Annotated in this window: 25 protein-coding genes and 1 pseudogene; 18 read left to right on the top strand and 8 right to left on the bottom strand. The window is 63.1% G+C overall.

The window, feature by feature from the left end:
* The 3 genes from H0S73_RS00540 to H0S73_RS00530 form a co-directional block, all read right to left on the bottom strand.
* Nucleotides 1-585, bottom strand: a complete 585-nt coding sequence (locus H0S73_RS00540) for a MarR family transcriptional regulator (protein ID WP_181050308.1) — start codon at nt 583-585, stop codon at nt 1-3.
* Nucleotides 586-732: 147 nt separating this feature from the next.
* On the bottom strand, nt 733-2,112 hold the full coding sequence (locus H0S73_RS00535) for an ATP-binding protein (RefSeq protein ID WP_181050307.1): 1,380 nt from the start codon (nt 2,110-2,112) through the stop codon (nt 733-735).
* A gap of 1 nt (nt 2,113) precedes the next feature.
* Complete coding sequence (locus H0S73_RS00530; RefSeq protein ID WP_181050306.1) at nt 2,114-2,773, bottom strand: response regulator; 660 nt, start codon at nt 2,771-2,773, stop codon at nt 2,114-2,116.
* Nucleotides 2,774-2,870: 97 nt separating this feature from the next.
* Here H0S73_RS00530 and dsbD point away from each other — a divergent pair, with 97 nt between their 5' ends.
* The 5 genes and pseudogenes from dsbD (at nt 2,871) to H0S73_RS00505 (ending at nt 7,407) form a co-directional block, all read left to right on the top strand.
* Complete coding sequence (gene dsbD, locus H0S73_RS00525) at nt 2,871-4,712, top strand: protein-disulfide reductase DsbD (protein ID WP_181050305.1); 1,842 nt, start codon at nt 2,871-2,873, stop codon at nt 4,710-4,712.
* Nucleotides 4,713-4,798: 86 nt separating this feature from the next.
* On the top strand, nt 4,799-5,212 hold the full coding sequence (locus tag H0S73_RS00520) for a thioredoxin family protein (RefSeq protein WP_181050304.1): 414 nt from the start codon (nt 4,799-4,801) through the stop codon (nt 5,210-5,212).
* A gap of 88 nt (nt 5,213-5,300) precedes the next feature.
* Nucleotides 5,301-5,936, top strand: coding sequence for a DsbA family protein (locus H0S73_RS00515; protein ID WP_181050303.1), 636 nt, complete (start codon nt 5,301-5,303; stop codon nt 5,934-5,936).
* A gap of 45 nt (nt 5,937-5,981) precedes the next feature.
* Nucleotides 5,982-6,653 (top strand): annotated as a pseudogene (locus tag H0S73_RS00510) (L,D-transpeptidase); the annotation flags it as partial.
* A 49-nt stretch (nt 6,654-6,702) separates the two neighbouring features.
* Nucleotides 6,703-7,407 (top strand): DsbA family protein, encoded by a 705-nt coding sequence (locus H0S73_RS00505; protein ID WP_181050301.1) that lies wholly within the window; start codon nt 6,703-6,705, stop codon nt 7,405-7,407.
* Between the two features lie 86 nt (nt 7,408-7,493).
* On the opposite strand, the gene H0S73_RS00500 is transcribed toward H0S73_RS00505, so the two are convergent.
* Both H0S73_RS00500 and H0S73_RS00495 read right to left on the bottom strand, forming a co-directional pair.
* Nucleotides 7,494-7,937 carry a protein tyrosine phosphatase family protein gene (locus tag H0S73_RS00500; protein ID WP_181050300.1) on the bottom strand — a complete coding sequence of 148 codons (444 nt, stop codon included), beginning with the start codon at nt 7,935-7,937 and terminating at the stop codon, nt 7,494-7,496.
* Nucleotides 7,938-7,985: 48 nt separating this feature from the next.
* Nucleotides 7,986-8,768 carry a sulfite exporter TauE/SafE family protein gene (locus H0S73_RS00495; RefSeq protein ID WP_181050299.1) on the bottom strand — a complete coding sequence of 261 codons (783 nt, stop codon included), beginning with the start codon at nt 8,766-8,768 and terminating at the stop codon, nt 7,986-7,988.
* A 158-nt stretch (nt 8,769-8,926) separates the two neighbouring features.
* On the opposite strand from H0S73_RS00495, the gene H0S73_RS00490 reads away from it, so the two are divergent.
* Nucleotides 8,927-9,811: an MBL fold metallo-hydrolase gene (locus H0S73_RS00490; RefSeq protein ID WP_181050298.1), complete on the top strand. Its 885-nt coding sequence runs from the start codon at nt 8,927-8,929 to the stop codon at nt 9,809-9,811.
* Between the two features lie 89 nt (nt 9,812-9,900).
* Here the strand turns inward: H0S73_RS00490 and H0S73_RS00485 are convergent, their stop codons facing one another.
* Nucleotides 9,901-10,746 carry an AraC family transcriptional regulator gene (locus H0S73_RS00485; RefSeq protein ID WP_181050297.1) on the bottom strand — a complete coding sequence of 282 codons (846 nt, stop codon included), beginning with the start codon at nt 10,744-10,746 and terminating at the stop codon, nt 9,901-9,903.
* Between the two features lie 129 nt (nt 10,747-10,875).
* On the opposite strand from H0S73_RS00485, the gene H0S73_RS00480 reads away from it, so the two are divergent.
* The 10 genes from H0S73_RS00480 (at nt 10,876) to H0S73_RS00435 (ending at nt 19,754) form a co-directional block, all read left to right on the top strand.
* Complete coding sequence (locus H0S73_RS00480) at nt 10,876-12,195, top strand: tetratricopeptide repeat protein (protein WP_181050296.1); 1,320 nt, start codon at nt 10,876-10,878, stop codon at nt 12,193-12,195.
* 16 nt (nt 12,196-12,211) lie between these two features.
* On the top strand, nt 12,212-12,628 hold the full coding sequence (locus tag H0S73_RS00475) for a hypothetical protein (RefSeq protein WP_181050295.1): 417 nt from the start codon (nt 12,212-12,214) through the stop codon (nt 12,626-12,628).
* 259 nt (nt 12,629-12,887) lie between these two features.
* Nucleotides 12,888-14,177: an alanine racemase gene (locus tag H0S73_RS00470; RefSeq protein WP_181050294.1), complete on the top strand. Its 1,290-nt coding sequence runs from the start codon at nt 12,888-12,890 to the stop codon at nt 14,175-14,177.
* Between the two features lie 12 nt (nt 14,178-14,189).
* Entirely contained in the window at nt 14,190-14,849 is a 660-nt protein-coding gene (locus tag H0S73_RS00465; RefSeq protein WP_181054190.1) for an ABC transporter permease subunit, read from the top strand.
* An 11-nt stretch (nt 14,850-14,860) separates the two neighbouring features.
* On the top strand, nt 14,861-15,511 hold the full coding sequence (locus H0S73_RS00460) for an amino acid ABC transporter permease (RefSeq protein WP_181050293.1): 651 nt from the start codon (nt 14,861-14,863) through the stop codon (nt 15,509-15,511).
* A complete protein-coding gene (locus H0S73_RS00455; protein ID WP_181050292.1) occupies nt 15,498-16,226 on the top strand; it encodes an amino acid ABC transporter ATP-binding protein in 729 nt (242 codons plus the stop codon). The genes H0S73_RS00460 and H0S73_RS00455 overlap by 14 nt, the downstream gene beginning before the upstream one ends.
* Before the next feature lie 51 nt (nt 16,227-16,277).
* Nucleotides 16,278-17,066, top strand: coding sequence for a transporter substrate-binding domain-containing protein (locus tag H0S73_RS00450; RefSeq protein ID WP_181050291.1), 789 nt, complete (start codon nt 16,278-16,280; stop codon nt 17,064-17,066).
* 63 nt (nt 17,067-17,129) lie between these two features.
* A complete protein-coding gene (locus H0S73_RS00445; protein ID WP_181050290.1) occupies nt 17,130-18,164 on the top strand; it encodes a M14 family metallopeptidase in 1,035 nt (344 codons plus the stop codon).
* A gap of 101 nt (nt 18,165-18,265) precedes the next feature.
* The gene (locus H0S73_RS00440) at nt 18,266-19,246 is read left to right on the top strand and encodes a LacI family DNA-binding transcriptional regulator (protein WP_343058166.1); all 981 of its coding nucleotides are present in this window, start codon (nt 18,266-18,268) and stop codon (nt 19,244-19,246) included.
* 46 nt (nt 19,247-19,292) lie between these two features.
* On the top strand, nt 19,293-19,754 hold the full coding sequence (locus H0S73_RS00435) for a RidA family protein (RefSeq protein WP_181050288.1): 462 nt from the start codon (nt 19,293-19,295) through the stop codon (nt 19,752-19,754).
* 286 nt (nt 19,755-20,040) lie between these two features.
* On the opposite strand, the gene H0S73_RS00430 is transcribed toward H0S73_RS00435, so the two are convergent.
* Nucleotides 20,041-20,664 carry a glutathione S-transferase gene (locus H0S73_RS00430; RefSeq protein ID WP_181050287.1) on the bottom strand — a complete coding sequence of 208 codons (624 nt, stop codon included), beginning with the start codon at nt 20,662-20,664 and terminating at the stop codon, nt 20,041-20,043.
* Between the two features lie 5 nt (nt 20,665-20,669).
* Nucleotides 20,670-21,425, bottom strand: a complete 756-nt coding sequence (locus H0S73_RS00425) for a GntR family transcriptional regulator (RefSeq protein ID WP_181050286.1) — start codon at nt 21,423-21,425, stop codon at nt 20,670-20,672.
* A gap of 158 nt (nt 21,426-21,583) precedes the next feature.
* Between H0S73_RS00425 and H0S73_RS00420 the strand changes: the two genes are divergently transcribed.
* Together H0S73_RS00420 and H0S73_RS00415 are read left to right on the top strand one after the other, a co-directional pair.
* Nucleotides 21,584-22,342, top strand: a complete 759-nt coding sequence (locus H0S73_RS00420; RefSeq protein ID WP_181050285.1) for an SDR family NAD(P)-dependent oxidoreductase — start codon at nt 21,584-21,586, stop codon at nt 22,340-22,342.
* A 5-nt stretch (nt 22,343-22,347) separates the two neighbouring features.
* Entirely contained in the window at nt 22,348-22,875 is a 528-nt protein-coding gene (locus H0S73_RS00415) for a TRAP transporter small permease subunit (RefSeq protein WP_246388672.1), read from the top strand.
* The last annotated feature ends 2 nt before the right edge of the window (nt 22,876-22,877 follow it).

Here is a 22,877-nt window from a genome sequence, read left to right as displayed (position 1 = left end):
TTATTTTTCCTTAGGGTCGTCTCGGCGGCTCTTCCTCGATCCGGGCACGACGAAGAGACGGTCCTTCATTTCCAGGATCTTCTGCACCTTCGAGCCGAGCGTCAGGAGCTGGACGAGGCGCTCCGTATCGAGGCGCTGCACATCGGCGTACCAGCCGGTCAGAAGCTCGAAGAGATCGTGCATCTCGCGCATGCGCTCCTGGGCATGACGCTCCTCGGCGCTGGCGGGCTCCTGCATGAGCACCTCGCGCAGGAGCGTCATGGTCGGGTCGATCTCTCGTTTCTTGCGTTCTTCGACCAGCGTGCGGACGATCTGCCAGATGTCGTCGGGCGTGGCGAAATAGTCGCGCCGGTCGCCGGGCTTGTGCTGGAGCCGCACGAGGTTCCAGGCCTGCAATTCCTTCAGCCCCATGCTGACATTGGAGCGGGAGACGCCGAGCCGCTCGACGATGTCCTCGGCGTTCAGCGGCTCCTTGGAGAGATACAGCAGGGCGTAAATCTGGCCGACCGTGCGGTTGATGCCCCAGCGGGAGCCCATCTCGCCGAAATGCAGCACGAAAGTTTGGACAAGGGGGGGGAGATTCACGGCGTGTCCTGAAATTTCAGAATTTACTGAAATATCGGACATACATTGACGTAAGTCAAGGATCGGCGGGTACTGGATACTTCCCGTGGGCGTTCCTTGGGCGGAGCGACAGTGGGTCAAACATCGTCAGGTGTTGGGCGGATGCGGCTATCGTGGCTGAGCCTCTCTCTCGATGCTCCCGATTTGGCCTAAGGCGAACCCGGCCCGCAGGCCGGACCGGTCCTGCCGGTTCCGGAGCATGAAAGAAGCCCTGGCGCGCTTGAGGGCCGCTTCGACGATGGCGAGGCCGAGACCGCTGCCGACGGTGCTGCGATGGCGGCCGCGGAAGAACCGGTCGGTCACTTGGCCGATCTCGTCCTCGGGGATGCCGGGGCCCTCGTCCTCCACGGCGATCATCGGCGAACTCGTCTGGACATCGAGCACCCATCGGACGACACCGCCCTCCGGCGAGTGCTGAACCGCGTTCTCGTGCAGGTTGCGAATAGCAAGATGGAAGAGCTCCCGGTTCATCCGGATCGTCGTGTGGTGGAGCGCGGGGTCGATCTCAACCTGGACAGCGCCCGTGCCAAGGCTGGCGATGACTTCCGCCAAGGCCGATCCGACGAGGATGTCCTGCACCTCGCCCTCGTCCACTGTCGCATCGAGCTCGGACATGGCGAGCAGCTGGCGTACGAGCCGACTGGTGCGATCGACCGCCACTAGCGTTTGCCTCAGGGCCCCTTCGCGGATGCTCGGATCCTTCGCCGCCAGGGCCACCTGGACTTGGGTGCGCAGGCCGGCCAGCGGAGTGCGCAGCTCATGCGCGGCAAAGGCCGTGAAGCTGCGCTCGTGCTCGCGGGCCGCCGCTACCTTGCCGAACAGGCCGTTCAGGGCCTCGACCACGGGGCGGATCTCCGAGGGTGGTGTGCCGACGTCGACCGGGCTCAGGTCCTCGGGGCCCCTTGCCTTGAGCCCTTGCGTCAGGCGGCGCAGAGGCTGCAGACCGCGCCCGACGCTGGCCCAGATCAGGAAGGCGAGGAGCGGGACCACGACGATGGCTGGCAGCAGGAGCCCACGCACGAGGTCCGCCACGAGGCGGTCGCGCAATCCGAGCCGGTCGCCGACCAGCACGCGGATGCCGCGTTCCTGGTCGGCGAAAGCATAGACTCGCCACGGCTCGCCGCCGACCTCCTGTTCCGAGAAACCACTGGTCCCGTTCGACAGGGCGGCCTTGGGCGCGCCGCTGGAGCGACCGATCAATCGACCGTCGAACGACCAGATCTGGCAGGAGAGCTGACGCTCGTAACCCACAGGGATCAGCTCGGGCAGGGGGATGGAGGATGGGGCCTCGTCGGCGCGGACCGACAGCCCGATCTCGCCGCTCGTGACGAGGGAGCCCACCATGCGGGCAGCCTCCATGATCCGGGTGTCGAGCACATGCTGCAGCTGGCGCTTGGTGTCGAGATAGATCCAGGCCGTCGCGAACAGCCAGATCAGGGTCGTGGCGGCGATGAGGATGATGAAGAGGCGGGTGCGGAGCGAAGTCACGTCAGGGGCTCCGGAGACGATAGCCGAGGCCGCGCACGGTCTCTATGGCGTCGCGCCCGATCTTGACGCGCAGGTGATGGACGTGGACCTCCACGGCGTTGCTCTCGACGTCCTCATCCCAGCCGTAGAGCCGGTCCGCGAGCTGGTCCTTCGACAGCACCGTGCCAGGGTGTCTCATGAGCGTCTCCAGGATCGAGAACTCGCGGCGCGAGAGACCGATTGATTTGCCGTCGATCTCGACGGTCCGACGGCCGGGATCGAGTTCGACGCCGTTCCATGTCAAGGTGGGCGACGCGCGCCCGGAAGCCCGGCGCGAGATGGCACGCAGCCGCGCCGCGACCTCGTCGAGATCGAAAGGTTTCCCGAGATAATCGTCCGCTCCGGTGTCGAGGCCGCCGATCCGGTCGGCCACGGTGTCCTTTGCGGTCAGCAGCAGAACAGGCGTCACGTCCTGGCGCCGGCGCAGCTCGCGGAGGATCTCGAGTCCGGAGCCGTCCGGCAGCATCAGGTCGAGGATGACCGCATCGAATTCGGTCGTGGCGAGAGCCGCCCGGGCATCGCCGCACGACGCCACCGCATCGGCCGTGAAGCCGTGAAGGCCAAGGCCAACCTTCAGGCCGTCGAGCAGCACCGCATCGTCTTCAACCACGAGAATACGCATCGAGCACCTCCGCAGGCTCTGTGACCTGCTACCCTTAAGGCTGCCTTAAGGTTGGCCGGGAGTTTGGGGGAACATTGACCTGGTCGCGAGGATTCGCTTGTCCCACAATCTTATCCGATTTGTGTTCGCGCTTGCCGCACTGGCTCTCGGCTCCGCCGGGGCAGGGGCGCAGTTCGCTATCCCCAGCGCCGATGAGGCGTTCAGGCTCAGCGCAGCGAAGAGTCCCGATGGAGGTATCATCCTCGATTGGGCCATTGCCCCGGATATGTATCTGTATCGCGAAAAAGTGATCGTCTCGGCCTCACCCGACGGGGGCAGGCCTATTCCGGTCGAAACCAGCCCCGGCCAGAAGAAGGATGATCCCACCTTCGGCGAGACCGAGGTCTACCACGATGCGACCCGCGCGACCGTGTCGTCCGGCGCCCTGGCCGCCGCCGGCTCTCCGCAGACGATCCACGTCGCCTATCAGGGCTGCGCCGAAAAGCTCGGCATCTGCTATCCGCCCACCACGAAGGCCATCGAGGTCGCAACGCTTCCGGCGACGAACCAAGCTGTGCCGGCTTCGAAGGGCGGCTCATCCCGGAGCACCGTGCCGACCGGCGCCTCTCAGCCGGTTGATGGCGCCACGGCCGCGCCTGGGACGCCGCAGACGGCGTCCCAGGACAATGCCTGGATGAGCGGCAGTCTGGCGTCGGTGCTTGCGACTTTCCTTGGCTTTGGATTGCTGCTGACCTTCACCCCCTGCGTACTGCCGATGATCCCGATCCTGTCGGGCATGCTCGCCCGCAGCGGGAGCCGACTTTCGGCGGGCCGGGGCTTCGCGCTCTCGGCCACCTACGTGCTGGCCATGGCGGCAGCCTACGGCCTGCTCGGAATTGTCGCAGCCTGGTCCGGGCAGAACCTGCAGGCAGCCCTGCAGACGCCGTGGGCATTGGGCGCCATGAGCGTGCTTTTCGCGGTCCTCGCGCTGTCGATGTTCGGCCTGTTCGAGCTCCAGCTCCCCAGCTCCTGGACCAGCTTCATCTCGGGCCGGACTTCCGCAATGGGCGGCTCGCTTCCCGGCGCGGCGGCCCTCGGCTTCACCTCGGCCCTGATCGTCGGCCCCTGCGTGACGCCGCCGCTGGCCGGGGCCCTGCTCTACGTCTCGCAAACGGGTGACACGATGCGTGGCGCGGCCGCTCTGTTCATGTTGGGGCTCGGCATGGGTTTGCCGCTGATAGTGTATGGCACCGTCGGGGCCAAGGCCCTGCCGAAATCCGGTCTCTGGCTGGTGCGCGTCAAGCAGGCCTTCGGGGTCGTTTTCCTTGGTGTCGCCATCGCGATGGTCTCCCGTATTGTGCCGCCGCAGGTGTCGCTTGCCCTGTGGGCCATGCTGGTCATCGGAACCGGCGTATTCCTCGGTGCCTTTGATCCGGCGTCCGGCTGCGCGGTCCGCCGGGTTGCTAAGGCAGCAGGGATTGCGGCGGTCGTCTACGGCGGAACTCTGATGGTGGGTGCTGCGTCCGGGGCGAGCGACCCACTGCAGCCGCTGGCTACCCTGGCACGTGGCTCCACGCCTGATACGGCGCCCGCGCTCGCCTCTACCCGCGTCACCACGCCGGCGGAGTTCGATGCCGCGCTCGAGACGGCCCAGGCGCAGGGCAATCCGATCCTCGTCGACTTCACCGCCGAGTGGTGCGTGACCTGCAAGGAGATCGACCGCACCGTCTTTGCCGATCCCAACGTACAGGCAAGGCTCAAGGACATCCCCTTCATCCGCGCCGACGTGACGGATTACAACGATGCCAGCCGTGATCTCATGCGACGCTTCGACGTGGTCGGGCCTCCGACCATCCTGTTCCTCGATCCGAAGACGGGCCAGGAACTCACTCCGGTCCGAACCATCGGTACGATCGACGCAGACGGTTTCCTCCGGAAGCTCACGGCGGCGGGCGCGTGATGGCCGTCATCCTTTCTCGTTCCCGTGCTTCCACACGATCCGACACATGGTCGCGCCGGACATTCCTGAATTTCGCAGCGTCCTCCATGGGGCTGGCACTCCTGCAGCCGACGGCGAGGGTGCAGGCCGCGGAACAGGCCTTCGCCCATGTCACCACACGGGAGGCGTTCGACGCGGCGGTCGGGCGTGCCCGAGTCCAGAAGAAGCCGGTGCTGGCGTATGTCACGGCCGAATGGTGCCCGATCTGCAAGAGGATCGACAGCCGCGTGTTTTCGGATCCTGTAATTAAACGCCGACTTGAGCGCATCGCCCTGGTGCGCGCGGACGTGACTGCCGCCGATGCGGGCAGCCGGGCGCTCATGGAACACCTCCGGGTACCGGGCCCGCCCACGATGTTCGTCATCGATCCGAAGACGGGCCGGGAGATTCCCAGGACCCGCCTGACCGGAGTCGTCGACGCCAACCTCTTCCTCGACACGATCAACCTCGCAGGCCTCTAGCGCACCGTGCGGAAAAGTGGGCCCGGTTTTCACTGACGCGATCCGTCGGGTCCGCATTCGCCTTTACCAGACATCTAAGGAGCCGATCATGCCTCGCTTTACGCCGTCTTTGTCCGCCGCTGTTTTGACAGCGCTGTTCTTCTCTTTGGTCATGCTCGCCGTTCCGGCTCAAGCGCAGGACCGTGCCATCTCGGTCGATGCGATCCTGAACGACCCTCAGGCGCCCGTCGGCGGCAACCCCAAGGGCGACGTCACCATCGTGGCATTCTTCGACTACAACTGCCCCTTCTGCAAGAAATCGGCGCCGGATCTGGAGAGGCTTGTCAAGGCCGATGGCAAGATCCGTCTGGTCTACAAGGATTGGCCCATCCTTTCGCCAGCCTCCATCCATGGAGCGCAGCTGGCGTTGGCCGCCAAGCACCAGGGCAAGTACGAGCAGGTGCATCACGCGCTGATGGGCCTTCCGGGCAGGCGCAGCAGCAAGGAGACGATGACCGAGGCAGTCCAGAATTCCGGTGTCGATACGGAGCGCCTGAACGCGGACCTGAAGCAGCACGGCGGCGAGATCCAGGCGCTGATCCAGCGCAACCTCGACCAAGCCGACGCGCTCGGACTCACAGGGACGCCGGTTTACCTGATCGGCCCGTTCAAGGCATCGGGAGCGCTCAGCTACGACCAGTTCCGCAAGGCGGTCGCCGACGCCCGCGCACAGGCCAAGCAGTGAGCTGCTCCTGCTCCTTTGCGCCTCTCCCTCTCTGACAGGAATCCCATGTTCAAGTTCACACGGCCGACCGGCCTTTTTCGAGTGCTCGTCCCGCTGATCCTGACGACCGTGCTGGCAGCCTGCAACACCACCGCAAGCGCGCCCCCTCCCGCCGTGGCTGCGGCGCCCGCGGTCGATCCCGTCACAGCCGAGCGCTATGCCGCGGTGACCACCGACAAGCACCCCGTGCCCGGCGTCGATCCCGCCACGCTCAAGCCGCGCAACGTGCGCCAGCTCGTGGACTACTCGACCACGGAGAAGCCGGGGACCATCGTGGTCGATACGAATGCACGCTTCATCTACCTCGTGCAGGAAGGCGGCAAGGCGCTGCGCTACGGCGTCGGCGTCGGCAAGGAAGGGCTGGAGTTCAAGGGCACGGCGACCGTGAACCATAAGGCGCAGTGGCCGCGCTGGACGCCGACGCCCGACATGATCAGGCGCGAGCCGGCGCGCTACAAAAAATGGGCCGGAGGCATGGACGGCGGCACCGACAATCCGCTCGGCGCGCGGGCCCTGTACCTGTTCAAGGACGGCAAGGACACGCTCTACCGCATCCATGGCACCAACGAGCCGGAAACCATCGGGCAGGCGATCTCGTCCGGCTGCATCCGCATGATGAACCAGGACGTGATCGACCTCTACAGCCGTGTCCCGGCGGGCAGCAAGGTCGTCGTCCTGTGACGATCGCGCCTGTATCTCTCCGCACGCAAGCTTGGATTGGAATGACATGATGACCTTCGACCGACGCCGGATCATCCAGGGCACCGCTCTCGCTCTTCTGTCGATGCCTTCCTTCAACATTGCCCGGGCCCAAAGCACTGACGGTTGGCATGCATTGAAAGGCGATGACGGCAAACCCGTCCCCAACACCCGGCTTCCCGTCGAGCTCACGAATGAGATCGACGCTCTTCCTGGCGTAATCTGGGTCGGCTCGAAAAGCAGCGCCGTCACCCTTTACGAGTTCTATGACTACAACTGTCCCTATTGCCGCGTGGCGGCGAAGGACTTGCATGTGCTTCTGAAGCAAAGGCCCGAACTGCGCCTGGGGCTGGTCAACAACGCCATCCTGTCGCTCGGTTCCATGCAGGCGGCCAAGGTGGAGCTGGCGCTGCTCCTGCTGAGGGGGCCGGCCATCGCCTACGAGCTTCACCGGCGCCTGTTTGCCATGCCGGGCGTGAACGATGGCCGAAGGGCGCTCGATGTCGCTGAAGGGCTCGGTGTTCCGAGACGCGAGAGCGAACCCATGGCCGACAGCGAGAAGGTTGGCGGAATGCTGCGTGAGCAGGCTTCCCTCGCGGCCAATCTTGGTCTCGCCGCCACACCGTCCTTCGTGGCCGGCGGAGCGGGCATACTTGGCTATCCGGGGGCGAGAACAATCGGCCGGATCGTCGCCTCGCTCGACGCATGTGGCGAGATCGTCTGCCCCTCATGACGCAGGGTTCCTGGCAGTTCCGGCCGACGACCGCTCTTACGGCATGGAGATGGTCTTCTCCATGCAAAGGAAGGCGTGGCCTCTCCCTAGCCGGCGCTCGCCTGCCATTCGCGGGAGGCGGCCTCGATCTGAGGGCGCAGGGCCTCCAGATTGTATCCGGCGTCCGCAGCAATCCGCAGAATTTCATCAGGCGCAAGGCGACGGGCCGAAGCGAGGGCCCACAGGCTGGTGGAGCGGGTGCCGGTCCGGCAGAAGGCAAGCGTCGGCCCTGTGGTGGACGTAAGGGCCTCCCGGAAAGCATCGACGTGGTCCGGCGAAATCCCGCCGGGAACGACCGGGATATGCCGGTAGGCGAGGCCCAGGCGGTGCGCGGCTGCCGCCAGGGTATCGCTCAGGGGCTGGTCAGGGGACTCGCCGTCCGGGCGGTTGTTGATGATGGACCGGAAGCCCGCGGCGGCGGCCTGCTGCAGATCCTCGGGACTCAGCTGGGGCGCAACCGAGAGGTTGTCGGTGAGCGTGGTGAATGGCATGGATCGTCTCCTTTGGGTTTGAGGAAAGCCGGTGATGCATCTTCAATCTCACAGCAGATTGAGGCTTCGGACCAGCATGTAGATGGCGACGGCGAAGATCAGCCCGGCGAAAACAATGTTGAGCGCACCTTTCCTGACCGCGAGCTTCGACGCCAAACGCGCGCCGAGCAGCCCGCCGAGGATGCCTCCGCCGATGAACAGGGCGGCCAGAGACCAGTCGACCAGACCCGAGAAGGCATAATTCGCCGCGGTGGTCAGGCCGAAGCCGGTCACCGCCAGCAGCGAGGAACCGACCGCGTAGAGGATCGGCATGCCGGTCGCCAGGATCAGCCCCGGCACGATCAGGAAGCCGCCGCCGATGCCGAAGAAACCCGACAAGGCACCCGTCGCCAGGCCGATGCCTGCCAGCTTGAAAAAGTTCTCCCGACCGAGCCGGACACTCTCGTCGCCCTCACCGGAGCGCTTCCGCAGCATCAGGGCGCCGACGACCATCATCAGCACGGCGAACAGGGCGAGAAGCTTCTGGCCGTCGACCATCTTGCCCAAGGTCGATCCGCCGAAGGCGCCGACAATGCCGGCCATGGTGAACACCAGGGCGCAGGGCCATTTCACATTTCTCGCGCGGGCATGGGTGCCGAGATTGATGGCCGCATTGGCCGCCACGGCGACCGCGCTGGTGCCGATCGCCACATGCGGGTTCGTGACACCCACCAGATAGACCAGCAGCGGCACGGCCAGAATGGAGCCGCCTCCGCCCACGAGGCCGAGCGTGAAGCCGACGAGAGAGCCCGAGGCCAGTCCGAGGGCGCTTTGAAAGAGCGAGAGCGTCATGGATTCTCCTGAGCCGTCATCCTGTCCTTGCCCAAGGGGCGGAGACAGGAGCGATTTCCAAGGGGTTTATGCTCGTTAAATTAGATATTGCTTATTTAGATTATTCTTATATATTGTCAATGCCAACAACGCCGCGAGCCAGCGAGGAGGTTCAGATCATGTCAGGCCAACCCATCATCCGGGCGTTCTTCGACGAGCCCACCTATACGGTGAGCTATCTCGTGGCCGATCCGGCGACCAGGAAAACCGCGATCATCGATCCGGTCTTCGACTACGATCACAATTCCGGCACGGTCGACACGCGCTCCGTCGAGGCGATGCTCAAAGTCGCCGAGGAGGCGGGCTATGCGATCGAATGGGTGCTCGAGACCCACGCCCACGCCGATCACCTGTCGGGTGCGCCTTACATCAAGGCGAAGACGGGAGCGAAGATCGGCATCGGCGAACACATCACGGAGGTTCAGCGGATCTTCCGCCCGATCTTCAACGCCACCGATCTGGACACCAGCGGCCGCGACTTCGACCATCTGTTCAAGGACGGCGAGCGTTTCAGGATCGGTGAGCTCGACGTGGAGGTGCTGCATACGCCGGGTCATACGCCGGCCGACATCTCCTACAAGATCGAGGACGCGGTGTTCGTCGGCGACACGATGTTCATGCCGGATTACGGCACCGCGCGAGCCGATTTCCCGGGCGGCGATGCGCACAAGCTCTATCGCTCGATGAAGCGCCTTCTGTCTCTTCCCCCCGAGACGCGCCTGTTCATGTGCCACGACTACAAGGCGCCTGGGCGCGACACCTATGCATGGGAAACCACGGTTGCCGAGGAGCGGAACAACGTGCACCTGAAGGATGGCGTCACAGAGGATGAATTCGTGGCGATGCGCCAGGCGCGAGATTCCACGCTCGCGGCACCACGCCTCCTCCTGCCTTCCATCCAGACCAATATCCGCGCCGGCAAGTTTCCGCCCGCCGAGGCCAACGGCGTGCGCTATCTCATGATCCCGGTGAAGCTGAAAGGCGGCGCCGAGGAGGTCGTCTAGAGCATTGTTCGGTGAAGTGGATCCGGTTCACCGTCAAAAAATGCGGTCATACAAAGAAGAGAGGTGATTTCACGTCAGTGGAAACAGCTCTAAGCGGACTGCGCGCCGGCCTGCCGGGCCGGCGCTTCCCGCCTCAGGGGCACGGACGAGAATGCCGAACGTCCGCGCATATAGGCCTGGGGGCTGCACCCCATCTCGGTGCGGAACGCATAGACGAAGGCCGAGGTCGAGCCGTAGCCGAGCTCCAGGGCCGTCCGGGTCACGTCCAGGCCGCCGCCCATGAGTTCGATGGCCTTGAACAGCCGCAGGCGCCGACGCCACGAACGCAGGCTCATGCCCAGCTCGGCTTCGACGCGACGTGCCAGGGTCCGCTCCGACATCCCGAGTTCCGCGCCCCACATCCTTGGCCCGCGCGGATCGGTCGGATCCGCATAGAGAGCCTCGCATAGCGCCATCAGGGAGGAGCCCGCGCGGGGCCACGCAAGCGCACCCGGGAGGGGCTGCGCCCGCCGGAGCTGATCGATGATCAGGTCTGTGACCCGGCCCGCATAGCCGTCACGATCCTCCGCTCCTGCGATCTCGGCGGCCTCGACGATCAGCGCCTTCAGCAGAGGCGTGACGGCGAAGACGGTCGGGGCCGCCGGCAGGCCGCGCCCGGCCTCGTCGGCGATCCAGAGAGAGCGGAACTCCGCACCGAGCAGCGATCCGACCCGGTGCCGTACACCCGTCGGCAGCCAGACGGCCTGCTCCGGCGAGATCGCAAAGGAGTGCCCCTCGCTGGCCACCGTGAGCACGCCGGAGATCGCATAGACCATCTGGTGCCAGCCATGTGCATGTTCAGGGAAGGAATGGCGCGCCGGGATCGCCTGTGCCCGTACGGTGATCGGCTGCGGCGTCGCCAGGCCGGATGGCGCCTGAAGAGTCTCCCATGCCATATCCAGCTCCTGTTTGGCTGTTAGTCTACATCATTTGACAGATTGTCAAAATACGGACAGGACGTGATGTCTTATAGATGGCTGGAATGCGCCGATGCGTGCCTGATCCCAAGAAACGAGGAACCTGTCATGACCCGCTTCGACAGCCGGGGTCTGCCCCTCTCGACCACGTCCGATCTTGCCGCCGGACGCTACCGGCAGGGGATCGACCTGCTGCTTTCGGCTTGGCCCAGCGCAGCGGAGGTTCTGGAGGGCGCCATCGCGGCCGATCCGGACTTTGCTCTCGCTCATGCGGCCCGCGCCCGCCTGCACGCTATCCGCAATGAGGCGGCCAAAGCCAGGGCGCGGATCGCGACGGCGGAGGAGATCGTCGCTCGCCGGGGGACCGACCGGGAGCGGAGCCATGTGGCGGTCCTGTCGCTGGCCATCAGCGGCCAATCGGCCAAGGCGCTGGAGCGGGCGCTCGCGCACGCCGACACCTGGCCGCGCGATGTCCTGATCCTGTCGCTGCCGCTCGGCGCCTTCGGGCTCTTCGCCTTCTCCGGCATGGCGGACCACGACCAGGCGCGCGTCGATCTCTGCGAGCGTCATGCCCGGCATTTCGACGCCGACGATTGGTGGTTTCTCACCTACCGGGGCTGGTCCCATGCCGAGAACGGCAACGTCGCGCACGGCCGGGCCCTCACCCAGCGGGGCTTCGACCTGCGCCGGAACAACGCCAACGCGGCGCACGCGCTCTCGCATGCCATGTACGAAGGCGGGGCACACGACGAGGCGGAGCGGCTGATCGCCGATTGGCTGCCGGGCTACGACCGCAGCGGAATCCTTCATGGCCACATTGCCTGGCACTCGGCCCTCGGGGCCCTGGAGCGGGGCGATCCGGAACAGGCGCTGACGATCTACGCCGATTACATCCAGCCCTCGGTGACGTCCGGGATGCCGGTCAACGTGGTCAGCGATACCGCTTCGTTCCTGTGGCGGCTCGAGGCCTATGGCCATACGGTGCCGGCGGGGCTGTGGCAGGACGCAGCGGCCTACTCGGAAGGCTTCTTCCAGAAGGCCGGCTTGGCCTTCGCCGATGTCCACAGGGCGCTCATCGCGGCAGCGACCGGCGACAAGGCTGCCGTCGAGGAGCGCGTGAAGACCCAGATGGACCTGATTGAGGCGGGCGCGCTGACCGCCGGTCCGGTAGTGCCGGCAATCTGCCGCGCGGCGCTTGCCTTCGCGGAAGAGGATTACGCGGGCTGCGTGCGCATCCTTGAACCGGTTGCGGCCGAGGTCGTGCGCATCGGCGGCAGCGGAGCCCAGCGCGAGATGATGGAGGACATGCTGCTGCTGGCGTTCATGCGCAGCGGCGAAGTGGCGAAAGCCGGTGAGCTGCTCGACCGTCGCCTGCACCGCCGCCCGTCTGCACGCGACACGCGCTGGCACGGCATGCTGGTAGCTTGAAGAACCTCTTTCACGGATGAACGCCGATGCTGCAGGCAAGAAGCGCACCGGAATGGATCCCAACAGTGCATCCATTATTGGGTCTGATGAGGAGCCTGACGGCGACACTCTGACGATTGTGATGGAGACCGGCCATTACGGAAATATCGTCCTCAAAGCCGATGAGGCGTACTCCAGCGCTGCACCCCTCGATGTGTTCGAAGCTCTCCCTGTTGGTCAAGTCCTGACCATCCTCTCACGTATTTGGTCTGCGCTGGGAAGGCGGAGCTGGAACCGCGACAGCGTCGATCCCTCGGAACTAATAAAACTATTTTGCGGTGATCGGCGGGTCTGCGAAGAGGAAATCTTTGGAGGACTGGATGCTCGTTGCTCCGCCCTTTCGACTGTCTCGGGCGTGGATTCAGGTGAGGCGCTTCAAGTCCTGACCCAGTAAGGAACCTGTGGGGGATTCCTCTCGACGCCGCATCGAGAGTCAAACGGGAGCCGCTCGCATTTGACGGCGTAATGTCTTCATTTTGTTCTTCCGCAACAGCACCCGCATCCGGACCTGCGGTGAACGCGTCGCGAAGCCGTATCGGAGACTTACGCAGTTGCACGTCAATTAGACTAAAGGCGATTGCCGTATGGGCAATGACAACGTTGTCTTTGTATCCGGCGAAGCTATGGTAACGTTGTCATTTGATGGATGAGATATGGCGGGTCCTAGACTAACCCTCGACGAGACGTTCCGTGGCATACCCCCGGGATCAAGCCCAGTTTCCCTCGAAACCGTGGCTTCTCAAAAGTGGCGCCCGGCCGACAACTCGATGCCGTTGCCTGTGTTGAGCTTGGACGAGGCCGCCTTTCGCGAGAATTGCAGGCAGATGTTTGCCTATGCGAGGAGCCATGGTGCGGCCCTCGCGCCCCATGCCAAGACGCCGATGTCTCCCGATATCGTCAAACGGCTGCTCGGGCAGGGCGCTTGGGGTGCGACAACTGCCAACCTTCAGCAGACGGCCGTTCTTTTGAAAGCCGGCTGCCGACGGCTCCTGCTCGCGAACCAGATCGGAGGGGAGGCCAGCGGGAGACGGCTGGGTGAGCTGCTTAAGGAGCATCCGGATGCCGATGTGCGGGTTTTCGCGGATTCGCCTCAGTCCGTCAGAGCTCTTGCGGTCGCCGGACAATACGCCGGTCGACCTGTCCCGGTCCTTGTCGAAGTCGGGCGCGGTCGCGCAGGTGCCCGGGGTATTGACGCGGCGAAGGACGTGATCAGCAGTATTGCGTCGGCGCCCGGCCATGTGTGCTTCGCCGGAGTGGCAGCCTATGAAGGGGCGGTGGCCAGCGCCGACCCGGTGGCGACCCGGATAGCGATCGAGGCTCTTTCCGAACTCGCCATACGGACCTTCCATTTGGTGCGTGAGTGCGCTCCAGACGCTCCCCTGATGCTGAGCGCAGGAGGATCCGCCTTCTTCGATCTGATCGTCTCGGCTTTGCAGCCGGTTGCGACCGCGGACGGGAATGCGACACTCGTTCTGCGCAGCGGCGCCATCTTCTTCCATGATCATGGCGTCTATGAGCGCGCACTGCGCGCCATGGACGAGCGCAAGGGCTTCGAGGTCGACGGTGCGATTCGTTCCGCGGCCGCGGCCTTTACTCCAGCGCTGCGGCTCTGGGCGGAGGTGCTTTCGCGTCCGGAACCGGGCCTTGCCATTTGCGGCATGGGGATGCGGGACGTCTCGTCCGATCAAGATCTTCCCATTCCGCTCAATATCTACCGGGATGGTTGCCTGCTCTCCGTAAACGCCACTGAGCCCCTAACGGTCAGCAAGCTGAACGATCAGCATGCATTTCTCAGGGTGTCGCCGGGGACCGACCTCGTCGTTGGAGACGTCGTGGAGTTCGGAATCTCTCATCCTTGCACGTGCCTTGACCGCTGGCGGATCTTCTATGGGTTGGACGAGAGCGGTCAGGTCTGTTCTGCCTATCAGACCTATTTCAGGTAGGCGGCCATGAGCCTGAACTTTCAACAGCTCTGGCGCTACCAGGATCGCTTCGCCGAGGGCGTCGTTCTCACGATTACCCTGACGGGGATTTCGGCCGTTGCGGGCACTCTCATCGGCCTTCTGGGAGCCATGCTCATTCGCAGCGGCCCACGTCCCGTGCGATGGCTCATTCGCAGCTATATCGAGATCATTCGGAACACACCTTCGCTGATCCAGATCTTTCTCATCTTCTTCGTCCTGCCGGCTTTCGGTATAAAGCTGCCCCCGTTCGAGGCTGCAAGTGTCGCCCTGAGCATCTACTTCGGTGCATATGCGATCGAGATCATCCGTTCCGGCCTCGACACCATTCCTCGGAGCCAGATTGAAGCGGGGGCCTGCCTGGGACTATCCCGCTGGGAGGTCTTCCGGCACATCGTGCTCGCACCTGCCCTGCGCAATATCTACCCTGCCTTCACAAGCCAGTTCGTGCTGCTGCTGCTCGGAACATCCATAGCATCTCAGATTTCAGCCGAGGAGCTGTTCCATACCGCCAGCTTCATCGAAAGCCGCACCTATCGCAGCTTTGAGGTCTATGCCGTCGTTTGCGCGATCTACTTCGCACTCGTCATAGCGTTCAAAGTTGCGTTCGCGATTGTCGGCCGGCTGGCGTTCCGCTGGCCGACCCGGCGCTGATAGGGGCACATATGCGCGTCTTCACAACGTCCGACCTGTTCTCTCTCTTCGCCGCTCTCCAGTGGACCATCGTTCTCGTCACATTGGCGATCGGACTGGGTGCCCCTCTGGCCCTGGCGCTGGCTCTGATGAGGATCAGCAAGTTCGCGCCGCTGCGCTGGGTCGCAGCCGCATATCTCCAATTGGTTCAGGGCATTCCTCTTCTCGGGCTGCTGATGTTCTTCTACTTCGGCGTGCCTGTTTTCCTGAACGTCGAGGTTCCTGCCATCGTGGCTGTGGGAATAGCATTTGCAGCTTACAGTAGCGCCTTCCTCGGCGAGATCTGGCGCGGTGGGATCCAGGCGGTGAAGCAGGCCCAATGGGAGGCCGCCGCCTGTCTCGGCATAACGCGGTGGCAGCAGTTCCGCTATGTCATCGCCCCGCAGGCGCTGCGCATCGCTCTACCGTCCACGGTCGGGTTTCTGGTGCAGCTCATCAAGGGAACGTCATTGGCGTCCGTCGTCGGGTTCGTTGAGCTGGCCCGCGCAGGCCAGCTGGCAAGCGCAGCGACTTTTCAGCCCCTGCTGATCTACTCGATCGTCGCCGCGATCTACTTTGCAATGTGCTTCCCTCTCACCGTTTGGTCCCGCTCCCTGGAGGTTCGTCTCAATGGCGCTCGTTGAAATCCGTGATGTGCGCAAGAGCTTTGGCACGAATGAAGTCCTGAAGGGCGTTTCCCTCGACATCGACGAAGGGGAAATCGTGACCATCATCGGGCGGAGCGGGTCGGGCAAGAGCACGTTGCTTCGATGCATCAACGCGCTTGAGCGGGTCGATGCCGGAGAAATCCGAGTGGAGGGTAAGACCGTCCGGACGGATATGCGGGATCTGCGGCAGTTCCGGCAACGCGTCGGAATCGTGTTTCAGGCGTTCAATCTCTTTCCGCATCTCACCGTCGAGAAAAACATTACCTTGGCGCCCGTTCTCACGGGAAAGGCCAGCAAGTCGAAAGCGCGTCAGTTGGCGCTTGACGTGCTTGAACGGGTCGGACTGGCCGAGAAGGTCGATGCCTATCCGGAGCAGCTCTCGGGCGGTCAGCAGCAGCGCGTGGCGATTGCCCGGTGTTTGGCCATGGCGCCCCATCTCATGCTCTTCGACGAAGTGACCTCTGCACTCGATCCCGAACTCGTCGGCGAGGTTCTCAAGGTGATGGAGGACATGGCCAAGCAGGGCATGACGATGGTTCTCGTCACGCACGAGATGGGGTTTGCCCGCAACGTGGCCTCCAAGATCGTGTTCATGCATCAGGGCAAGGTCTGGGAGCAGGGTAAGCCTGCTGAACTGTTCGCAAACCCTCAGACGCCGGAACTCAAGAGTTTCATCAGCTCGATCAAGTAGCATGCCAGAGGGGCAATCTACGACGAGGCTACCACAAGGAGAGGATCTCACATGAAAAGTCTGCGTAATCTGATTGCGGCCGCGGCGGCGGCCGTTCTCGTCGCTGTTCCGACATTGGCCAAGGCCGACAAGCTTGAGGACGTTCTCAGTGCAGGAAAGCTGAGGGTCGGCCTGCTCCTGGACGCTGCCCCGTGGGGTTTCAAGGACGCCAAGGGTGAAGCCGCAGGCCTGGACGTCGATCTCGCCAAGCTCATGGCGTCCGACATGGGCGTGAAGCTCGAAATCGTGCCGCTGACGGGCGCCAGCCGTATTCCGAGCCTCCTCGCCGGCAAGGTCGACGTGCTGGTTGCCGCGATGGGCGCCACACCGGAGCGCGCTCAGCAGGTGATGTTCTCCCAGCCTTATGCCGCTGTGAACCTGGGTGTCTTCGGTCCGAAGAGCCTGCCCGTCACCAAGAACCCCGCCGATCTGAAGGGGCGCTCGATTGCGGTCGCAAAGGGCAGCACGCTCGACGTGTGGCTTACGGACAATGCCAAGGACACGAAGCTCGTACGCTTTGAAGATACGCCTTCTGCGATAGCGGCATACTTGTCGGGGCAGGCGGAGACATTCGCCGAGAACAGCGCGATCGCCCTGAAGGTCGCCGAGGACAACGCCGGCAAGGAAGTCGAGCTGAAGTTCCTGATCCGTCAGTCTCCGGCCCATGTCGGCGTCGCCCAAGGAGAGCAGAACCTTCTCAACTGGGTCAACACTTTCCTGTTCTACAATCGTCTGAACGGAAAACTGGGTGAGCTTCAGCTCAAGCACTTCAAGGAAGCCCAGACTCTGCCGCAGATGTAAGCCCAACGGCCGAAATATAGCGGCGGTGAGATATTGCCGCCGCCTTTTCCAAGGTTATTCTTCATGCATACCGGCGTATACCATTCGCTTGATTTCGCGGCAGAAGGAAAGTCGACCGACTTTCTTAGCATTCCCTTTTCTGTCGATCGCTCACCTTACTTCCAGGTCAAAGTGCCGATGGTGCGGATCAAGCGAGGGACCGGCCCGCGCGTCCTGCTGATGGCAGGCAATCATGGCGACGAATATGAAGGTGAGTTCTCGCTGATGCGCCTCATCCGTCGTCTTGAGCCGGACATGGTCAAGGGCGAGATCACAATCCTGCCCCTCGCCAATACCCCAGCCGTGATGGCCGCGCGGCGACGCTCGCCTCTCGACGACGGCAATCTCAACAGGGCCTTCCCGGGAGACCTCGCTGGGTCGCCGACCTTTCGCATCGCCTATTTCCTGGAGCGGGAGCTGTTCCCCCGCCACGATGTGATCTTCGACCTCCACTCCGGAGGAACGACAATGGCCCACCTGCCTTGTGCCCTCATTGAGAGGCAAGGACCGCCGGATCGGTTCGCACGGGCCCTGGACCTCATGAAGGCGACGGGCCTCGGTCACGGCTTTATTGCCGAGAATGGCGCAACGGCGCCGACATCCATGGCCGCCGCCGCAAGGGCCGGCGCCATCGGGCTCAGCGGCGAGTTCGGCGGCGGAGGGACGGTCACCCCCGCAACCATGGCCGCGACAAGCCGGGCGATCGACAACGTTCTGCTGGCGCTCGGCGCCGTCGACGAGCCCGTTCTTGGCGCACCGAGCGTTGATGCTGCTCCCATGCAGCTGCTCGCCCTGGACAGCCATGAGCAATCGATCTTCGCTACCCGTCGGGGTTGGTTCGAACCTGCTGTCGCTCTTGGAGTCCGAGTGCAGAAAGGTGACGTCGCGGGGTGGTATCACGATCTCAGCCGGGTCGATGCGACCGAGGAAACGCTTCGGTTCCACGAAGCGGGGATTGTCATTGCGCGCAGGCTCCCTGCCGATAGCCAGGCAGGCGACTGTCTGATCCAAGTCGCGCGGCCGGTTGACGATCGGACGGTTTTGACCCAGGCATTGTGATGATTGGGGACCCAGGCGGGGGATTCGTGTCACCAACCTTCGACCAAGTGATCCGTATCGGAAGGCCGGTCACTCCCGAGAACGGAGGGGAGCGAAAACCCGTGCGCATCGAGGAAGTGGCTCGCATCGCCGGGGTGTCGCCGATCACGGTTTCCCGGGCCCTGCACCAACCGGGCCGGGTGTCAGAGGAGAAGCGCCTCAAGGTCCAACAGGCCGTCGAGGTGACGGGCTATGCATCCAATCCCCACGCGCGAGCGCTGAGGTCCGGGCGCTCGAACATCGTTGCGGCTTTCGTTTCGAACATCGTCAGTCAACAATTCGGGCTGGCCGTTCAAGGTTGCGCCGAGGTGCTGGAGCCGCGCGGCTTTCAGCTCATGATCGGGCAGACCTCGTATTCCTACGCGAGGGAGACATCGATGATCCAGTCGCTCCTGGCCTTGCGCCCGGCGGCTGTCTTGTTCACGGGAGTGGTAGAGCTCGAAGAGAACCGCTCGTTCCTGCGCGAGCTCGGTGTCCCCGTCATAGAGACATGGGCTTTCCCGCCGGATCCGATCGATATGCTGGTCGGGTTTTCCAACACCGATGGCGGTCGAATGGTCGCCCAGCACTTCGCCGCGCAAGGATACCGCCGCGTCGCCTTCATTGGCCGAAGCGGCGGTCGCGGTCTGCTGCGCTTGGCCGGCTTTCGCGACGGTGTGCGCAGCGCGGGACTCAAGCTGGTGGCAGAGTTGAGCTTGGATACGGTTTCCGGCCTCTCGGATGGACAGCGGGCTCTCAATCAGCTCCTTGACAGTCATGAGAAGATCGATGCTGTCTTCTGCGCCAATGATCTCATTGCGATGGGCGCACTCCTCGAGGCTTCCAGGCGCGGATTGAATATGCCGGGCGACATTGCTATCGCCGGTTTCGGCGATAGCGATCTGGCTGCCGAAATCCCGCCAGGCCTGACGACCATTCGGATGGATTGCCGCCAGATCGGCAGGCGAGCCGGCGAAATGCTGCTTGCCCGCCTGAACGGAGAAACGGACGGGTCGTCCAGCGAGACTGTCGCATTGGAGCTCGTTAAACGCGGAAGCACATAAATTCCGCGATAACACTCACCTCACCAAACCTGACGGATAAAATGCCATGACGCCTGAAGAGAAGCTGAAAGCCCTTGGTCTCATCCTGCCTGACGCACCCGTTCCAGTCGCGAACTATGTGCCGTATCGCTGGGCGGGCAATATGCTGTACCTCTCCGGACAGGGGCCCAAGCGCTCGGACGGATCCTATCGACAGGGGCGCCTTGGACGAGATATTTCAATCGAAGAGGCTTATGAGGAGGCGCGGCTTACGGGGCTCAACCTCTTGGCCGTCGCGAAATCGGCCCTCGGTGAGCTCAGCCGGGTCGAGGCCGTCGTCAAGCTGCTTGGCATGGTGAATGCCGAGGATGATTTCTTCGATCATCCGAAGGTGATTAACGGATGCTCGGACCTCCTCGTCGATGTTCTGGGAGACGCCGGCCGCCATGCGCGTTCCGCTGTCGGCATGGGGTCGCTGCCTAATCGAATGGCAGTCGAAATCGAGGCTATCCTCCTCGTCAAGCCTTAAGCCGGCAGGTGGGCTTTCCCATCAAGGCGCCATATAACAGGCGTTGGTCTGCTCCGCCCCCCGATCCAGAGGCGACGCTGGATCAGAGCTGGCCATTGTGCCCTTAGACTTTGAGCATCGGGCGTCCATACGAACTCACGTCCGATGCTCTCAGCCTTTGTTGTGTCGCATCTTCCCGCGCAAAGCCGCGCCAGATGCCCGGGATACCAGGCGGGTAGATGTGCGCCTCTCGACCCCGCGCGCCGTTCGCCGGGCGCAGGCAGACGAGCCCCGCCACACGATCGGCTTACCCTTGTGGCCAAGTCGCCTTCATCGAGTCGCGCTTGGCGAACTCTCCGTACCAACTGGCCAGCGCATCGCGGCCTGTACGCCAATCCTTGTCGGAGAAACGGAAGTCCAAGTAACCGAGCGCGCAGGCAACGGCGATGGTGCCGGCGGAAATCGGGCCCTGCAATGCGGTGAGCCAATTGCGGGACAGATCGTCGAGGCCGCTGTCGACCTTTTCCATCTGGCCGTTGTACCAATCGGTCCAGCGCTTCTCTTCGGGGCGCAAAACCGTCTCGTAGCGGCAGAGCAGAGCAGCATCGAGAATGGAGTCTGCAAGCGCCTCGAGCGTCAGCGCACGGAATCGCTCCTCATGCGAGGCTGGCACGAGACGCGGCGTGTCACTCAACGTATCCACATAAGCACAGATTACACGGCTGTCGAAAAGTGACTGTCCATCCGGTAGTATCGCGGTCGGCACCTTGCCTGATGGATTGTGAGAAACGATCGCTTGATCGCGTTTAACCGGGCCTGCCGCCGACGGCAGCAGTTCGATCTGGTTCTCGACGCCTTTCTCATGTGCGCTGACCAGGACCTTGCGGACATAGGGAGAGGCTGGCGAATGAAAGAGCTTAAGGGCGGTCATGAAAACTATCCGTTCTTACGAGACTTTGATAAACCGTTCGATGGCTTGCTCTGCGACGTCAGGACCCCCCGTGGATCCATTTCGAGCCTCTCCGCCAAGAGATTTCCTGCGAATGTAACGTGCTCGATCATCAGGTTCTCGGCTCGGATGCCCTCTCCTTGAGCAATAGCCTTTGCAATCCGATGATGATCGTCATGGGAGCGGTAGATGATGTCATAGTTGTCCCAGAGGATGATGCGGTCGGACACCAGGGGGACATTGTGCGTTTGCCGCACGAAGCTTTCGATCCAGGAATTACCGGCCAGGGATATGATCAGCTGATGGAATTCCACATTCATGCGTCGGTAGGCGGGCAGCAGGGAGGGATCCAGCATTCCACCGGAGAGAAGGCGGTCGCCCTCGGTCACCAGAGACTCGAATTTTGCGATGACTGCGTCCGAAACTTTTCGCGCTGCTGCGCAGCGGCAGGCGAAACCCTCCAGTTGCGCGCGCACGGCGAAGGCATCCCGCACCTCGGAGATGGAAAACGCCCGGACGCGATAGCCTCGGTTGGCCTCGTAATCGATGAGCCCCTCCTGGGCGATCATGGCCAACGCCGTCCGAAGGGGCGTCCGGGAAACGCCGAGCATATCCGATAGATGATCCTGCTGGAGCCGTCGCCCGGGCTCCAGCTCGCCCTCCAGGATCTTCTCGCGGATCGTTTTCGCGACTTGATCGGCGCTTGTGATCTCAGAAGAGGGGAATGTGCTCGAAGTGCTCATGCTTCGAAAATACCGCGTACGTCGGCAAGCGCAAGTGGCGCCGATCCTATAATGGATCCAATTTAAGCCAATGAGACCAAAGTATGGTTGTTAATCGCTAACTTTGGATCCAATTTATCGAAACCTTAGCATCGCAAGAAAATATTCAGGAAGAACCCATGACGATCTATGCCCTCGTGACCGGGGCTGCAGGCGGAATCGGCCGAGCCATCGTGCAGCGGCTCGCCAATGATGGCATTCCTGTCATCGCCACTGATTCCAATGAGGCCGGCGTCGCAGAGGTCGTGGCATCCCTGCCAGGCTCTGGACACAAGGCTCTCGTCCTCGACGTGACGGATGAAGCGAAGGTCCAGAAGCTTTTCAACGATGTTGAGGCCTCCGAGGCAAAGATCGGCATCGTGGTGGCCGCGGCGGGCATCCTGCTGCTGAGGAATGGCGGGCAGCGCCCGCCGCTGACCGAGATCTCCTTGGATGAGTGGGACCTGACGCAACGAGTCAATAGCACCGGCACCTTCCTGCTCCTGCGCGAGTATCTCCGTGCTCGCACGCGAGAGCCAGTCGAAGGCGGGCGCTTCGTGGCGTTCTCATCGGTCGCTGCGCAGCTCGGCGGGTATCGTTCGAGTTCCGCCTATATCGCCAGCAAGAGTGCCGTTCTCGGTCTCGTCAAGGCCGCTGCCCGTGAAGCTGCCCCTATGGGCATCACAATCAATGCGGTCGCTCCCGGCCTGATCGATGCGCCCATGCTGCATCAATCGCTGGACCCCGAGAACTATGCTTCCGTCACCGGAAACATTCCTCTCCAGCGGGTTGGCAGTCCCGAAGACGTCGCTGGCGCCGTTGCCTTCCTGATGAGCAAGGATGCGTCCTACATCACGGGCTCTGTGATCGACGTCAATGGCGGCTACCGGATGCAATAGGGCGGATGAGCGCCACGGAGGAAACCATGGTAAGGCTTGCCGAAAGATTGCCCCAAATGTTGGCGTGGGTTGCGGGGCTCGTGATCCTGCTGATGATGATCCACGTCATGATCGACGTGCTGGGCAAGTACCTCTTCAACGCCCCTCTACCCGGCACGGCTGAAGTCGTCGCCGCCTATTACATGATCGGCGCCGTTTTCCTTCCGATTGCCTATGTGGAGGCGGCGGGTGGCTCGATCGTCGTGGAGGTGATCTACGAAAAGGTTCCCGAGCGTGCTCAGAAGCTCATGCTGGTGACGGCCGATCTCATTTCGGCAATCTATTACAGCGTGCTGGCTTGGTTTTCCTGGGACCTCGCTGTCCGCGCCTGGAGGGTCAACGAGACCGTGGACGGCATATGGCGCATCACGACATGGCCGGCGAAATTCCTGCTGCCGTTCGGGTTCTGTCTTGCTGTGGTGGTGCTGTTGATGCGTGTGGTCAGGGGAGAGCACGGACGCGAGGCAGATCCTAATTCGACGGTAGAAATCTAAGG

The organism is Microvirga mediterraneensis (assembly GCF_013520865.1).
In the GTDB taxonomy this organism is placed as follows: domain Bacteria; phylum Pseudomonadota; class Alphaproteobacteria; order Rhizobiales; family Beijerinckiaceae; genus Microvirga; species Microvirga mediterraneensis.
This window is presented reverse-complemented; position numbering and strand designations above follow the sequence as displayed.